The 16,122-nt window shown below is 50.5% G+C and carries 15 protein-coding genes; 10 read left to right on the forward strand and 5 right to left on the reverse strand.

What is annotated here, in order from left to right; all coding sequences use genetic code 11:
- The first annotated feature begins 114 nt into the window (after nt 1-114).
- From rpsF to FHS77_RS03755, 10 genes are all read left to right on the forward strand, one after another.
- Nucleotides 115-561, forward strand: coding sequence for a 30S ribosomal protein S6 (gene rpsF / locus FHS77_RS03710; protein ID WP_184220189.1), 447 nt, complete (start codon nt 115-117; stop codon nt 559-561).
- Nucleotides 562-563: 2 nt separating this feature from the next.
- Nucleotides 564-812, forward strand: coding sequence for a 30S ribosomal protein S18 (gene rpsR, locus FHS77_RS03715; protein WP_094506475.1), 249 nt, complete (start codon nt 564-566; stop codon nt 810-812).
- A gap of 194 nt (nt 813-1,006) precedes the next feature.
- Entirely contained in the window at nt 1,007-1,966 is a 960-nt protein-coding gene (locus FHS77_RS03720) for a DUF2232 domain-containing protein (protein WP_184220192.1), read from the forward strand.
- A gap of 30 nt (nt 1,967-1,996) precedes the next feature.
- Nucleotides 1,997-2,575, forward strand: a complete 579-nt coding sequence (rplI, locus tag FHS77_RS03725; protein WP_184220194.1) for a 50S ribosomal protein L9 — start codon at nt 1,997-1,999, stop codon at nt 2,573-2,575.
- 225 nt (nt 2,576-2,800) lie between these two features.
- On the forward strand, nt 2,801-4,114 hold the full coding sequence (locus FHS77_RS03730) for a cyclopropane fatty acid synthase (RefSeq protein ID WP_184220197.1): 1,314 nt from the start codon (nt 2,801-2,803) through the stop codon (nt 4,112-4,114).
- A 109-nt stretch (nt 4,115-4,223) separates the two neighbouring features.
- A complete protein-coding gene (locus FHS77_RS03735; protein WP_184220200.1) occupies nt 4,224-5,744 on the forward strand; it encodes a replicative DNA helicase in 1,521 nt (506 codons plus the stop codon).
- 49 nt (nt 5,745-5,793) lie between these two features.
- Nucleotides 5,794-7,191 (forward strand): DNA repair protein RadA, encoded by a 1,398-nt coding sequence (radA, locus tag FHS77_RS03740; RefSeq protein ID WP_184220203.1) that lies wholly within the window; start codon nt 5,794-5,796, stop codon nt 7,189-7,191.
- A gap of 96 nt (nt 7,192-7,287) precedes the next feature.
- Complete coding sequence (locus FHS77_RS03745) at nt 7,288-7,863, forward strand: CvpA family protein (RefSeq protein ID WP_184220206.1); 576 nt, start codon at nt 7,288-7,290, stop codon at nt 7,861-7,863.
- Nucleotides 7,864-8,081: 218 nt separating this feature from the next.
- Nucleotides 8,082-9,572 carry an amidophosphoribosyltransferase gene (purF, locus tag FHS77_RS03750; RefSeq protein WP_184220209.1) on the forward strand — a complete coding sequence of 497 codons (1,491 nt, stop codon included), beginning with the start codon at nt 8,082-8,084 and terminating at the stop codon, nt 9,570-9,572.
- A gap of 51 nt (nt 9,573-9,623) precedes the next feature.
- Nucleotides 9,624-10,364, forward strand: coding sequence for an SDR family NAD(P)-dependent oxidoreductase (locus FHS77_RS03755; protein WP_184220212.1), 741 nt, complete (start codon nt 9,624-9,626; stop codon nt 10,362-10,364).
- Between the two features lie 105 nt (nt 10,365-10,469).
- On the opposite strand, the gene pssA is transcribed toward FHS77_RS03755, so the two are convergent.
- From pssA to FHS77_RS03780, 5 genes are all read right to left on the reverse strand, one after another.
- Nucleotides 10,470-11,357 (reverse strand): CDP-diacylglycerol--serine O-phosphatidyltransferase, encoded by an 888-nt coding sequence (gene pssA, locus FHS77_RS03760; RefSeq protein WP_184220215.1) that lies wholly within the window; start codon nt 11,355-11,357, stop codon nt 10,470-10,472.
- Nucleotides 11,358-11,362: 5 nt separating this feature from the next.
- Nucleotides 11,363-12,061, reverse strand: coding sequence for a phosphatidylserine decarboxylase (locus FHS77_RS03765; protein WP_184220218.1), 699 nt, complete (start codon nt 12,059-12,061; stop codon nt 11,363-11,365).
- A gap of 286 nt (nt 12,062-12,347) precedes the next feature.
- Nucleotides 12,348-14,210 carry an ABCB family ABC transporter ATP-binding protein/permease gene (locus FHS77_RS03770; RefSeq protein WP_184220220.1) on the reverse strand — a complete coding sequence of 621 codons (1,863 nt, stop codon included), beginning with the start codon at nt 14,208-14,210 and terminating at the stop codon, nt 12,348-12,350.
- A gap of 91 nt (nt 14,211-14,301) precedes the next feature.
- A complete protein-coding gene (locus tag FHS77_RS03775; RefSeq protein WP_184220223.1) occupies nt 14,302-14,643 on the reverse strand; it encodes an ArsR/SmtB family transcription factor in 342 nt (113 codons plus the stop codon).
- 58 nt (nt 14,644-14,701) lie between these two features.
- Complete coding sequence (locus FHS77_RS03780; RefSeq protein WP_184220226.1) at nt 14,702-16,057, reverse strand: LysM peptidoglycan-binding domain-containing protein; 1,356 nt, start codon at nt 16,055-16,057, stop codon at nt 14,702-14,704.
- Nucleotides 16,058-16,122: the final 65 nt, after the last annotated feature.

Raw genomic sequence — 16,122 nt, forward strand, 5'->3', positions numbered from 1 at the left:
GCTCTCGATCGTCTCGACCAGCGTCCTTTCTTCCCGCAATAGCGGTTAAGGAGAAGTCGCAGAGGCTTAGCCGCTGATTTCGAGCTAATGAGAAACAGAAGAAAGGCAAAGCCAATGGCTCTTTATGAACATGTGCTCCTTGCCCGACAGGATATTACGCAGCAGCAAGTTGATGCCCTCGTTGAACAGTTCAAGGGTGTCCTCGAAGCTAACGGCGGTAAAGTCGGGCGCATTGAGAACTGGGGTCTTCGTCCCCTGACTTATCGCGTTAAAAAGAATCGTAAAGCTTACTACACACTTCTCAACATCGATGCCCCTGCGGCAGCTGTTGCTGAAATGGAACGCCAGATGCGCATCAATGAAGATGTTCTGCGCTTCCTCACAGTACGTGTAGAAGAACACGAAGAAGGCCAGTCGGCAATGCTGACACGCCGTGATGACCGTCGTGAACGCGACGATCGCTTCGGCCGTGATGATGATCGTCCACGTCGTCCGCGTGACGGTGACCGTGAACGCGGTCCACGTCGTCCACGTGACAACGAAGCTGGCGAAGGAGCATAATAATGGTTGATATCAATCAGATCCCAACACGCCGCCCGTTCCATCGTCGTCGTAAAACTTGCCCGTTCTCTGGTCCAAATGCACCAAAGATCGATTACAAGGACATCAAGCTTTTGCAGCGTTACATTTCTGAACGCGGTAAAATCGTTCCTTCACGCATCACAGCTGTGAGCCAGAAGAAACAGCGCGAACTTGCTAAAGCAATCAAGCGTGCACGTTTCCTCGGCCTGCTGCCATATGTAGTGAAATAAGTTTTGTTTTGCGGGCAGTGTTTTTTTGCATTGCCCGCAAATCACTTCCAGACTATACGCATAAAACCTTCCGTGATGAGCACGGGTCAGGTTCACTTTAAAACTCGAGTTGGGGTTGAAGCGGTTTAAACCGGAACCTCTAACTGCAAAAAGGCAAGAGCGCTCAAATTCTTGCACGCAGGACAGCGGAACTTATGAAATTCGATAAAACCATCATTGGCGTAGGCATACTTGCAGGACTGGCTTCTGCATTAATGTCTTCCGGCGTCATTGCCCAGTCGGGCATGGCGATGGTTTTGTATTTCCTGACACCATTACCAATTTTCATGGCAGCGCTTGGCTGGGGTTCCAATGCCGGAATCATTGCAGCCGTTGCAGCCACAGCTACAGTCAGCATCGTTAGCGTGCCAATGGCCGCTGTGCTGATTGCGCTTACCAGCTTTATTCCGGCAGCAATCGGCGCTTATCTTTCAGGTTTAGCGCGTCCCGCCAGTGATATGGGCGGCTCTGCCAATATTTTAGTCTGGTACCCTCTCTCCGACATCATCTTCCGTTTAGCACTGATGGTTGCGGTCAGCTTTATCATCATTGGCTACCTCATCGGCTTTGGCGAAGACATGGTGCGTGAATTAACCGCACAGGTAATGGAACGCTTGCAGGCTGCCGATCCAAGCTATCAGTCGGACGCTGAAATGCAGGCCGCTTTGGCTGCCATTTTAATGGTGGTTTTGCCTGCCATGCAGCCAGCCATCGCACTGGCAGCTCTCATCGGCAATCTTTATCTCGCACTGCGTTTGACCGGCGCATCCGGCCGTCTGAAACGCCCGCGCGATGACTGGCCAACCACTTTGCGTATGCCGGTTGCCGCACTCAGTGTTTTTGCCGTTGCACTGGCACTGTCCTTCTTTGGTGCTGGTACTGCACAAGCCGCCCTCGTTTTTGTGGGGGCAATCGGCACCGGATTTTTATTTTCCGGCTTTGCCATTGTGCATCAGCGCACCCGTGGCATGAGCCTGCGCCCGCTGATTCTGTGGTTGTCTTATGTCGGCATCATGTTGCTGGCGCCACTACTTCTCATTTTCTTTGTTATCGGCCTGTTCGACACAACCCGAACTGCACCGGTTTCCAAGAGACAAAAAACTGATCAATCGTAATTTTACACACAAACTCGAAAGGAATATCCCATGGACGTTATTCTCCTGGAACGTATTGCCCGCCTCGGCCAGATGGGCGACACTGTAAAAGTTAAAGACGGCTTCGCCCGTAACTTCCTTCTCCCACAGGGCAAAGCTCTGCGTGCGAACGAAGCAAACCTGAAGAAGTTCGAAGGCCAGCGCGCTCAGCTCGAAGCACAGAACCTGGAACGTAAAAACGAAGCTCAGGCAGTTGCAGACAAGCTCGAAGGCAACAGCTTTGTTGTTGTTCGTTCAGCTGGTGAAACCGGTCAGCTTTATGGTTCAGTTTCAACCCGTGATATCGCTGACATCATCACAGAAGCGGGCTTCTCACTGCACCGCAACCAGGTTGAACTCAACAACCCGATCAAAACCATTGGCCTTCACAATGTTTTGATCGTGCTTCATCCAGAAGTAGAAGTCACTGTTGCTGTTAACGTTGCTCGTTCTGCTGAAGAAGCTGAGCGTCAGGAAAAAGGCGAAGACCTGACTTCAATCGAAGCCATCTATGGCATTGAAGAAGAGCCTTTATCTGAAGAAATCGACGAAGAAGAATTCGACGGTTCAGACGAAGAAGAACAGGCTTAATTGCTTCAGAACTCGGGCTCGTTCCTGATGTTTTTTAAGTAAAAAGAAAGTGCCCGGCAGAAATGTCGGGCATTTTCTCTTTTCAGAACCAAAAAAGTGCTTATCCTGTGCAGCAGTAGCAGACTGTTTAAGGTGCAAGTGGGGCAATCCGCAATCGCCCTGACACATGAAACACGCGGATCAGCACTACTTCATCCTCCAGTCCTTCTAAATGGGAGATTGGCGATGAATGGACTTTTACATACGGTTTTGAAACGCATAGTCAAAACCGGCAATCTGTCGGTGACAGATTCTAAACTGATAACCAGCCGTTACGGTGACGGCAGCGGCGCACATATCCATATAAAATTCAATACAGCACACGCTGAGCGAGCCATTGCCTTTGACCCTGAACTGAAACTCGGCCAGTGCTATATGGATGGCGAGCTGGATGTGGTTGAGGGGGATATTTACGGGCTCTTACAGCTTGTCTTTGAAAATACCGGCCCCACGGCCGCCACGCAACCATGGATGAAAGCACTATCCTTTGCGCGCCGTAGTCTGCGTCGTTTGCAACAGATGAACACCATCATGCGCTCGTCGCGAAACATCAAAAGCCACTATGATCTTTCAGGTGCGCTTTATGATTTGTTTCTTGATCCCGACAAGCAATATTCCTGCGCTTATTTTGAAACACCTGAAGCAACACTGGCCGAAGCACAACTTGCCAAAAAACGTCACATCGCTGCCAAGCTTCTGATTAATGAAGGCGACAAACTGCTGGATATCGGCTGCGGCTGGGGCGGGCTTGGCCTTTATATGGCAAAATTCCTTAAAGCCGATGTCACGGGAGTTACGCTTTCAGAAGAACAGCATGCGATTGCCAATCAGCGGGCAGCACAGGATAATTTAAGCCATAGCGCCAAGTTTGAACTCAAAGACTACCGCCATTTAACCGATAGCTATGACCGGATCAGTTCTGTCGGCATGTTCGAGCATGTGGGCGTGGGGCATTTTGCCGAATATTTCCAACACGTGGCGCGACTGCTCAAAAAAGACGGTGTATTTTTATTGCACTCCATCGGCCGCAGTGACGGCCCAGGCGTAACTAACCCTTTTATTCGCCATCATATTTTTCCAGGCGGCTATATCCCTGCTCTTTCAGAAGTTCTGCCTCATATTGAAAAAGCAGGATTGATTGTCACCGACATTGAAATTCTGCGTTTGCATTATGCTGAAACGCTCAAAGCATGGCGTGAAGCCTTTATGGCGCGGCGCGATGAAGCCAAAGCGCTTTATGATGAGCGGTTTTGCAGAATGTGGGAATTTTATCTGGCCGGTTCCGAAAGTGCTTTCCGCTGGCAGGATATGATGGTCTTTCATATTCAAATTGCCCATCGGCAAGAATCGGTGCCTCTCACCCGCAATTATATTGAAGCAGAAGAAAAGCGGTTACGTCGGCTTGATAGTAAGCGCGCAAGCGCTAATACTGAAAACCGCAATCATGCATTCACACAGAATGAGCGGAAGTTGTCACATACCCCCTGTGAATCAGTGTGAATCATGCTATCGCCTGTACCCTCATCACATCAGATGAGATACATATATTGGTAATCCGGTTGGCTCCGAGATTTTCAACCGGATTTTTCAAAATATAGGGCATGAGATTATGGCGGAAGCAACGGTACACAAACTAACCGAACCACGGGGCGATGGCCGCGATGGTCAAGGCGGGCTTTACCGTGAAACGCCAAACAATATTGAAGCTGAGCAGGCTCTTCTCGGCGCGATTTTGATTAATAATGATGCGTTTTATCGTGTTTCGGACTTTTTGAAGCCGACGCATTTTCATGAACCTCTGCACAAACGTATTTATGAAATTACCAGCGATCTGATCCGTGTTGGCAAAATGGCTAATCCGGTGACGATGAAAACATTTCTTCCGGCAGAAGAAAAAGTCGGTGATCTGACCGTTTTCCAATATGTGCTGCGCCTTGCCGCTGAGGCGGTGACCGTTATTAACGCCGAAGATTATGGCCGCGCGATTTACGATCTGGCTACTCGCCGCTCGCTCATCAATATTGGTGAGGAAATGGTCAATGTCGCTTATGATGCGCCTGTTGATATGGCACCGCAAAGCCAGATTGAAGATGCCGAGCGCCGCCTCTTCGAACTGGCCGAAACCGGCCGGTATGACGGTGGTTTTCAGGCATTTAAAGATGCTGTTACCACAGCTGTCGATATGGCTAACCAAGCTTTTATGCGTGACGGACATTTGTCCGGTGTTTCAACCGGCATCCAGTCACTTGATGCGAAAATGGGTGGCTTACAGCCTTCCGACCTGATCATTCTGGCGGGGCGTCCGGGTATGGGTAAAACCTCGCTTGCGACCAATATTGCCTTCAATATCGCCAATGCCTATGAGGGCGAACAGCAGGCAGACGGCAGCATCAAAGCCTTAAATGGCGGTGTTGTCGGCTTCTTCTCGCTCGAAATGTCGGCAGAACAGCTGGCTACACGTATTATCTCCGAGCAGACGGAAGTATCGTCCTCCAAAATCCGCCGTGGTGATATTACCGAAACCGACTTTGAAAAACTGGTTGCTTGTTCGCAAGTGATGCAGAAAATTCCGCTTTATATTGACCAGACGGGTGGTATCTCTATTGCCCAGCTCGCTGCACGTGCGCGCCGTTTGAAGCGCCAGCGCGGCCTTGATGTTCTGGTGATCGACTACGTCCAGCTGATGACTGGTTCTTCAAAAGCATCCGCACAAAACCGCGTGCAGGAAATTACCGAAATCACCACTGGTCTGAAAGCCTTGGGCAAAGAGCTGAACGTGCCTATTATCGCGCTCTCACAGCTTTCCCGTCAGGTGGAAAGTCGCGATGACAAACGCCCGCAACTTTCTGACTTGCGTGAATCGGGTTCGATTGAGCAGGATGCGGACGTTGTGCTCTTCGTTTTCCGTGAAGAATATTATGTCAAAAACCTTGAACCGCGTGATGAATTCGATCCGAAACATGACGAATGGAAAATGCAGTTTGAAAAGGTCAAAGGCACTGCTGACGTGATTATTGCTAAGCAGCGTCACGGGCCGACCGGTACTGTTAAACTCGCCTTCCAGTCAGAATTTACCCGCTTTGCGGATCTGGCCGAAGGGTCCTATGTGCCTGAGCAATATGACGAATAGGTACAAAATGCCAATGCCAGCACAGGTATTCTCTCAAAAGGTATAGTTGATGGCCAAAGCCCGAGTGCAGTTTATCTGCCAAAACTGCGGCACCGTGCATACGCGCTGGGCCGGAAAATGCGACAGTTGCGGCGAGTGGAACACACTCGTGGAAGAAGGCACCAATAGTGGCATCGGCAGCGGCCCATCATCTTTGCGCAGTGCCCGCAAGGGCCGCGCCGTCACCCTCACCTCGCTTGACGGTGAGATTGAAGATGCACCGCGCATTTCCTCCGGCATTGCCGAGCTTGACCGCGCCACCGGCGGCGGTTTTGTGCGCGGCTCCGCACTTCTGATCGGCGGCGATCCGGGCATTGGCAAATCCACCCTTTTGACCCAGGCCGCAGCAGCCCTTGCCAATCAGGGACATCGCATTGTCTATGTTTCGGGTGAAGAAGCGGTTGCACAAATTCGCTTGCGCGCCCAGCGTTTAGGCGTTGCCTCCTCACCTGTGGAACTGGCAGCCGAGACCAATGTCGAAGATATTCTGGCAACCATTGCCGGTAATAAGCGCCCTGATCTGGTGATTATCGATTCCATCCAGACCCTTTGGACTGATTTGGCCGATAGTGCGCCCGGAACCGTGACGCAGGTGCGCTCCTCTGCACAAGCGATGATCCGCTATGCCAAGCAGACAGGTGCAGCGGTGGTGCTTGTCGGCCATGTCACCAAAGAAGGTCAGATTGCCGGCCCGCGCGTGGTTGAACATATGGTGGACGGCGTTCTTTATTTTGAAGGTGAAGGCGGCCATCATTACCGAATTCTTCGTACCGTCAAAAACCGTTTTGGCCCAACCGACGAAATCGGCGTTTTTGAAATGTCCGATAAGGGTTTGCGCGAAGTTGCCAATCCGTCCGAATTATTTTTGGGCGAACGCAATGAAAAATCCCCGGGAGCGGCCGTTTTTGCCGGCATGGAAGGAACGCGTCCTGTATTGGTAGAAATTCAGGCACTAGTTGCCCCGTCCAGCCTTGGTACACCGCGCCGCGCGGTGGTTGGCTGGGACGGCAGCCGCCTTTCAATGATTCTAGCCGTACTTGAATCCCATTGCGGTGTGCGCTTCGGCCAGCATGATGTTTATCTCAATGTGGCCGGTGGTTATCGTATTTCGGAGCCTGCCGCCGATTTAGCAGTGGCTGCAGCACTTGTTTCCTCTATTGCAGCTATTGCCCTTCCCGCCGATAGCGTTTATTTCGGCGAGATCAGTCTTTCTGGCGCTATTCGTCCGGTGTCTCATGCCGTGCAGCGCCTGAAGGAAGCAGAGAAACTTGGTTTCAGGCATGCAGTCGTACCCGGTGGCAGTAGCGAGTTGTGGAAAAACGCCCAATTCCGCTTAACCGAAAAGGTTGCGCTGACCGACATGGTTGTCGATATTGCCGCCTCTGGCCAAGCACAGAAGAACGGTTAAAAACTGGGTGCATAAGTCACCCGACACAGGAAAGCTGACTTGCAAAACGCCGCAGGCATGCAAGGATAGAGTTTAAGTAGATTAAGGACAGGCCGAATGCCAATCACCCTTCTTGATGGAATTCTTATTGGGATAACGCTCGTATCCGCGGTTTTGGCGATGGTACGGGGTTTTTCACGAGAAGTGCTTTCGGTCGCTTCGTGGGCAGCAGCAGCTGCTGCCGCTTATATCTTCTACCCGCAGGTGATCCCGTTCATCCAGCCATATGTCACCAGTGACACATTGGCGAAAATTGCAGCTTTGGCAGCGGTTTTCCTAGTGGCGCTGATCATTGTTTCCATCATCACCATGAAAATTGCTGATTTCATCATCGACAGCCGTATTGGTGCGCTTGACCGCACATTGGGCTTTTTGTTTGGTGCAGCACGCGGCCTGTTGCTGATGGTTGTCGCCATGTTGTTCTTCAACTGGCTCGTCACATCCGACCAGCCGGCATGGGTTGCCAATGCCAAATCCAAAGCACTTCTTGATAATTTAGGCGAGAAACTGGTTGAACTGCTCCCAGCTGATCCGGACACCAGCTTTATCGACAAGCTGAAACCAAACAATGCAGAACCGGCAGGCAATGATCAAAACGCTGCCCCTGCGCCTGAAGCAGAAACTGCGCAATAAACAGCTCAATTCCAAAAAAAAGCCATGGAAATCACTTTCTGTGGCTTTTTTGCTTTTCCGCACTTTTAAGAACAAACCAGATATCAAATTGACCAGAAAACACTACCGGCTCCGCAGATTAAAAGCTTTTTGAGGCGGCAACTCTTTGCTTCCAATCAAAAGCTCTTATGTGATAGAGAGTGTTTTTAATTGCTTTGCAATCGAAAGGCCTTGCGGCAATGACATACAATAATGCTGACAAAACTCCCCATATGGTGGATGAAGATTCTTTACATGAAGAATGCGGTGTCTTTGGTATTCTAGGCCATAAGGATGCAGCTGCACTGACAGCGCTCGGCCTGCACGCCCTTCAGCATCGCGGACAAGAAGCGGCAGGTATTGTTACCTTCAATAATAATCGCTTTCATTCAGAGCGTCATATGGGACTGGTCGGCGATCATTTTACTGATCCTGCAACATTGGCGCAGCTTCCGGGTGATCTGGCTATCGGCCATGTGCGCTACTCCACCACTGGCGAAACCATACTGCGCAATGTGCAGCCGCTTTTTGCCGAGCTGGAAGTGGGCGGTATTGCGATTGCACATAATGGTAATTTCACCAATGGTCTGACATTGCGCCGCCAGCTGATTGCAGCCGGTGCTATCTGCCAATCAACTTCCGACAGCGAAGTCGTGCTGCATCTTTTTGCACGTTCGCGCCATACTTCATCGATTGATCGCTTTGTTGATGCCATCCGTCAGGTTGAAGGCGGCTATGCCGTTCTCGCCATGACCCGCACCAAACTGATCGCCGCCCGTGATCCGGTCGGTATTCGCCCGCTGGTTATGGGGGAGCTTGATGGCAAGCCGATTTTCTGCTCCGAAACCTGTGCGCTCGATATTATCGGCGCGACTTTCGTGCGTGATGTTGAAAATGGTGAAGTGATTGTGTGTGAATTGCAGCCGGACGGCTCTATCACCACCCAATCCATCAAACCGGAAAAGCCGCAGCCTGAACGTCTTTGCATGTTCGAATATGTTTACTTTGCCCGCCCTGATTCCGTTGTCGGTGGCCGTAATGTTTACAATGCACGCAAAAACATGGGCTTCAATCTGGCCAAAGAATCGCATGTTAATGCAGATGTGGTTGTGCCGGTTCCGGATGGCGGCACCCCTGCTGCTATCGGCTATGCACAGGCCAGCGGCATTCCCTTCGAGCTTGGCATTATCCGTAACCATTATGTCGGCCGTACCTTCATTGAGCCAACCCAGCAAATTCGTGCGCTAGGTGTGAAGCTCAAACATTCGGCTAATCGTGAGATTATTGAAGGCAAGCGCGTTATCCTCGTTGATGACTCGATTGTGCGCGGAACAACTTCCGTGAAAATTGTGCAGATGATCCGCGATGCAGGTGCAGCAGAGGTTCATATCCGCGTTGCCAGCCCGATGATTTTCTATCCGGACTTCTACGGTATCGACACACCGGATGCCGAAAAGCTGCTCGCTAACCAATATAACGATATGGATGCAATGTGCCGCTATATTGGTGCGGATTCGCTTGCATTCCTTTCGATCGACGGTCTTTACCGTGCTGTTGGCGGCGAACCGCGCAACAATGATCGTCCGCAATTTACTGACCACTATTTCACCGGAGACTATCCGACACGCCTGCTTGATCAGGACAATGAGAGCAACATCCATAATTTATCACTACTGGCCAGCAACGGTTAAAATGAACGGGTAAAACTAGCCAGTAATCTTCTAACATATGACAGGATTGGTATGAGCATCGACCTTAATGGCCGTCTGGCTCTGGTGACGGGCGCTTCGCGCGGCATCGGATATTTCCTCGCACTGGAACTTGCAAAAGCTGGTGCACATGTGATTGCAGTTGCCCGCACGGTGGGCGGGTTGGAAGAACTGGATGATGAAATCCGCAAGCACGGCGGCTCCGCGACGCTCGTACCACTTGATCTGACCGATTTCCCTGCCCTTGACCGCTTGGGCGGCTCTATTCACGAGCGCTGGGGCAAGCTGGATATTATGGTTGCCAATGCCGGTGTACTTGGCACCATTTCACCTATCGGTCATGTCGAAGCCAAAACCTTTGAAAAGGTTATGAATATCAACGTCACCAGTACTTGGCGCCTCATCCGCTCAGTAGATCCGCTTTTGCGCGCCTCTGATGCCGGACGTGCCATTGTGCTGTCGTCAGGTGTTGCGCACACTGCACGCGCATTCTGGGGGCCTTATGCAGCTTCCAAGGCGGCTGTCGAGGTGATGGCGCGTAGCTGGGCAGATGAAACCAAAAACAGTGCGCTGCGGGTCAACTCCGTTAACCCGGGCGCTACCCGCACTGCAATGCGCGCACAGGCCATGCCAGGTGAAGATCCTGACAGCCTGCCGCATCCCCATGATGTGGCCAAAAAGATTGTAGCGCTTGCCGATCCGGCTTTGACACTTACCGGCAAATTGTTTGATGTGCCGAAAGATCGTTTCCTTGATTACCATCTGCCTGACTAAAGCCCCGTGTGCCATACTTGGCAAGCGAAGGTCGCTCTAACAGACGAATCAAACTCAATAAAAAAGGCTCTGTTTTCACAGAGCCTTTTTTATAAATGCATTCTTTTAAATGATACTGTCCGGATCATCTGTTGCGGCAGTTACACCGCCGCTGCATTTTGCCGATGCTTCACAACGGTTCCATGCAATCCAGCTTATCGGAATAATGAAGGTATAAGCGATAGCTGTCACGGTCAGGGTGTACCATGTGTAGCTTGTCAGCAAACCAACATAGATCACCACGCACAAAATAAGCGGTGCCACCAAATCACGCCGAATATAGCTGCCAGCCGTTTTGCCATTATAAACCGGCAAGCGGCTGACCAGCAAAAAAGCCACCAGAACAGTGAAGCCGGCCGCGATAAAGGCAAGGGTCTTAGTTGGAACCAACCCCAAAAAGCCTAAATAGACCGGCAGCAACACCAACATAGCGCCCGCAGGTGCCGGAACACCGATAAAGTAATTATTCTGCCATTCAGGCCGGTTCGGGTCTTCTGTCATCACGTTGAAGCGCGCAAGACGAAGACAACAGGCGATCGCATATAAAAGCGCTGCCGTCCAACCGAAAGAACGCGCCTGATCCAGCATGAAAGAATAAAGCACCAAGGCCGGAGCCACGCCGAAATTGACGATATCGGCAAGAGAATCCATCTGTGCGCCGAATTTGGAAGAGCCCTTCATCATCCGCGCAACGCGGCCGTCAAGACCATCCAGGAAGGCTGCAATCAACACCATCATCACGGCAAGTTCGAAACGGTTTTCAAACGCCAAACGAATACCGGTCAGCCCAGCGCAAATTGCCAGAACCGTGATGATATTCGGAATAATGATGCGTAGCGGAATTTGAGAAAGTCGGGGTCCCCGACTTTCTATAATGACGGTATCGGTCTGAGTGCTATTTTGTCCGGCTGATTTACCAGCACCGCGATCTGCTTCCGGAAACTCTGTTTCCATTTGACTTAACCAATCCGTACTGTTGGTTCTGAATGGTCGGTGTCAAATTCAGCCAAGATTGTTTCACCGGCAACAGCGGTTTGACCAACTGCTACGCGCGCCACTGCACCTTCAGGCAAATAAACATCCAGACGGGAACCGAAGCGAATCAAACCAAAGCGCTCACCCACTGACAATGTGTCATCTTCGTTTGACCAGCAAACAATGCGGCGGGCGACAAGACCTGCAACCTGCACAACAGCCACTTTACCTTTCGGGCTATCGATCAGAACACTGTTTCGCTCGTTTTCCGCGCTGGACTTGTCCAGCTCCGCATTTAAAAATTTGCCCGGACGATGAATGATTTTTTCAATCTGACCGCGCACCGGCGCACGGTTGATATGCACAGAAAACACATTCATAAACACGGAAATGCGCATGCGCGGCTGATCACCCAGACCAAGTTCCGCAGGTGGCACATAAGGGCCGACAAAGGACACTTTACCATCGGCCGGACTAATAACCAGCCGGTCATCCATCGGCGTTACCCGTTCAGGGTCGCGATAGAAATAAATGCACCAGATGGTGAGAACCATACCCACCCAGAAAAGCGGATTCCACAGCCAGCCCAAGATCAGGGAGACAACGAAAAAACCAGCAATGAAGGGATATCCCTCACGGTGGATAGGGACAAATGTATTTCGAATTGAATCGGCAAGGCTCATCAGTTCATCCTCGAGTTTTGCAGATACTTACTGCATTCTGGCCAAAAACAAAACCATTTCGGCAGCTATTCACGTTTCGTGACATTCTTTCACATAAATGCAGCAATATTCGTGCATTTTGAACCATTTTTACTGAACATTATCCCCGTTCATGGTGCTTTTTTATAACTGCGCCCCTCACGCCCATGCAAATCAGAATAAAAAGAAAGGCGGCCATCATGAGAAATCCCACGAAAACCGCCTTTTATCAGATATTTAGCTCAATATTTTGAGAAAGAGATTCTGCTTACAAAATACCCAGATCATCACGTTCGCGAACCTGACGCAGACGTTCTTCTGCCTCGGTTGCTTCACGCTGGCGATCCCACATCGAAGCATAAAGCCCCTTTTGCGCGAGCAACTGACGATGCGTGCCTTTTTCAGCAATAGCGCCCTCTTTCAGCACGATAATCTCATCAGCATTGATCACAGTCGAGAGACGATGCGCGATCACTAAAGTGGTGCGGTCGCGGCTGACGAGATCAAGCGCCTGCTGAATTTCCTGCTCGGTGGCGGTATCAAGAGCTGATGTCGCTTCATCCAAAATCAGGATTGGCGGTGCTTTCAAAATGGTACGGGCAATCGCTACGCGTTGTTTTTCGCCACCCGACAATTTCAAACCGCGCTCACCCACCATCGACTGATAACCTTCAGGCAAATGTTTGATGAAGCCGGAGATTTGCGCTAGTTCCGCCGCGCGCTCCACTTCCTCTTCACTCGCAGACATGCGGCCATAGCGGATATTGTAGGCAATCGTATCGTTAAAAAGCACAGTATCCTGCGGCACCATACCAATCGAATGACGCAAGCTTTCCTGCTGCACATCCCGCACATCCTGCCCGTCAATGGTAATCGCACCCGACTGAATATCGTAAAAGCGGAACAGCAAGCGTGACAAAGTTGATTTACCAGCACCTGATGGCCCGACAATGGCGACAGTTTTACCGGCAGGCACTTCAAAGCTGATGCCCTTCAAAATCGGACGGGACGGATCATAGGCAAAATGCACATCATCAAAACGGATGGCGCCATCGCGCACTTCCAGTGCTTTTGCTTGCGGTTTGTCCTGCACTTCCTGATCGACATCCAGAAGGTCAAACATCTGCTCAATATCGGTCAGCCCCTGACGGATTTCACGATAGATAAAGCCGATGAAATTGAGCGGTATCGACAACTGCATCAAAAGCGCATTGATGAAGACAAAATCACCCAGCGACTGCGTTCCGGCCTTCACTTCCATTGCTGACATCACCATCACGATGGCCATACCAACACCGAAAATGACCGCTTGACCAAAGTTGAGCCAGCCAAGTGATGTCCATGTCTGGGTAGCTGCTTTTTCATAGCGCGCCATGGCACTATCAAAGCGCTTGGCTTCCATCGCTTCATTGCCGAAATATTTCACGGTCTCGAAGTTCAGCAGGGAATCAATCGCTTTAGTATTGGCTTCCGTGTCGGAATTATTCATCTCGCGACGGATATTGATGCGCCAGTCACTGGCTTTGATGGTAAACCATGTGTAAGCCCAAACGGTTACAGCAACCACGGCAAGGTAAGAAAAGCCGTAAGCATAAGCAAAAATGATCGCTGTCAGCGCAAATTCCAGCACCGTTGGCGCGGTGTTGAGAATGGTAAAGCGAACAATGGTTTCAATACCCTTGGTGCCGCGCTCAATCACGCGCGACAGCCCGCCGGTGCGGCGCTCTAAGTGAAAGCGCAAAGATAATTGGTGCATATGCACAAATGTTTTATAAGCCAGTTGACGCACGGCATATTGGCCAACACTGGCAAACAGCGCATCGCGCAACTGGTTCAAACCAGCCTGAATGATGCGTGCAGCGTTATAAGCCACCACCAACATCACCGCACCTACCAAAATCGCAGGAATAAAATCCGGTGCATTTAACTGACCGTTCAATGCATTGGTGACCCATTTGAAAAAATAAGGCACGGAGATCAGAACCAGCTTGGCAATCACCAGATAGAAACTCGCCCAGATCACCCGCATACGCAGATCAGGACGCTCTGCCGGCCACATATAAGGCCATAAGTTGCGCAATGTCCGGAAAGTCTGTCCGGATTCCGCAGAAACCGTTTTGCCATTATTCATAAGATTATCTTTCAGGGAATTTCATTGAAGTGATTAAATACGTGGCTTAATCGCAGGCAGGGAATTTCATGGAAGCGATTAAATACGAGGCTTAATCGCAGGTCGGCGGCTTTACGCATAAAAGTGACAATTGAGAAAAATGATCTTTGATATAATCAAGCCGTGCATGATTGACGCTGTAGCGCGAATTCTGCCGGTCAGCGCGGAAATCAATCAGCCCTGCCTGTACCAAAACTTTCAAATGCTGAGAGACGGTTGATTGGGCAAGGTCATGCCCGCCGACAATGTCTTTGCAGCAAGCCTCATGCAGACTCAACTGCCGCAAAATGGTTAAACGAACCGGATGCGCCAGCGCTGCATAAATGCGCGCCGCCTCTTCATCCTCAATTTTATAGTTAGCCAATGAACAGGCTTGGGTGCTTTGATCCTTCATCGTAAATCGTCGATATACGATGAAGGATCAAATTACAAGCTTTTTGCTATCAGCCTATTTAAGGCTTTGGATTAGTCTCACGCAATGCATTGGCTGCATCCGTGTCAGACAAAGGCTGATCGGGCATAGTGAAAACCTGCCCCGGCCAAATCAGGTCAGGGTTACGGATCTGATCGCGGTTTGCCAGATAGATTGTGGTGTAGCGTGTGCCTTTGCCATAAGTGCGCTTGGAAATTGTCCAGAGATTATCGCCCTTACGGATGATAACCGAACCGCTGACATGTTCCAAAGCCGGTGTTTGCGAAGTCACTTCACTTGCCTGCATTGGTGCATTGGCTGGTTCTTGAGCATTATCAGGCGTTTGATTTGCTGCCTTATGCGCTTTCAAGGAAGGTGCAACAGCAGAAATATTATCACCAGCCTCTCTGCGGAACGGCACGCGCGCACTGGCAATGACCTTCTGGCTTTTATTCAAAAGATCGGCGCGGATGATGTAATCACCCACAGCCAAGGGCTGTTGACTTTCCACCAGAAAACGCCCTTCCGGTGAGACAGCACTGCGGCCAAGCATTTTTTCATTGGCATAAACAATCACGCTGTGATCAGGCATGGCCTGACCGGCAATGTAAATAGTATTGACTTCAATTTCTACTGCCTCGACGGCAATCGGTGCGTCCTTAGCGGAAGCATCGCTCACAGCATCTGATGCATCTTTATCATTGATTTGCGCTGCCTGTTCGCCATCATTAGGTTGAGTTTTCACGTCATCCGTATGCGGCCTGGTGATCATGCGGCTCGCCTGCCCCGGCTCTTCCACCAGTGCCAGCACCTGACCATTAACAGCATCGGGAATAGAAACAATGGCGGTTTGCGCAGAAGTCGCCACTTTATTATCAGTGCTCGTGCTACGCAGAACCAAACTATGATCACCCGGCTTCAGCGCTTCATCAAAAGCAATGACGAAATCACCATTTTCGGTGGCTTTGACAGAACCTAAAACGCGCGAACCTGACAGAACATCAACCGCAGCGCCGGGCAAGGATTTTCCGGCAATCACCACACCGCCATCCGGCTCGACGCGCACCAGATCAAACACCGGCACCTCAACTCCAAGCGTTGTCGCATTGGTATTATCCGCAGATGCCGGTTCTTTGTTCTCTGTTGTGCTTTGTGGTTCCACAGCAGCAGGCTCAACAATTTTTAGCTCAGTTACTGGTTTTTGTGCAGGTTCTGTCACTTGTGGCGCAGTTGCTTCAGGTGCTGTTTTTGTCTCAACAGGTGCTTGTGTCACCGGCTGCGATACATCCGTGCCTTTAACAGGCGTATTTTTAACGGGAAAACCGCAAAATGCCAGCACTCCACCAAGAATGACAACAACAGCAAAACCTACCAAGGCATATCGGCTCTTTTGCATTTTTCTTTATCCTTCACACGGCCGCTTTTACAGTGGTTTACAGTCTTTTTCTCAACACTACAAGA

This window comes from Paenochrobactrum gallinarii (genome assembly GCF_014205685.1).
In the GTDB taxonomy this organism is placed as follows: domain Bacteria; phylum Pseudomonadota; class Alphaproteobacteria; order Rhizobiales; family Rhizobiaceae; genus Paenochrobactrum; species Paenochrobactrum gallinarii.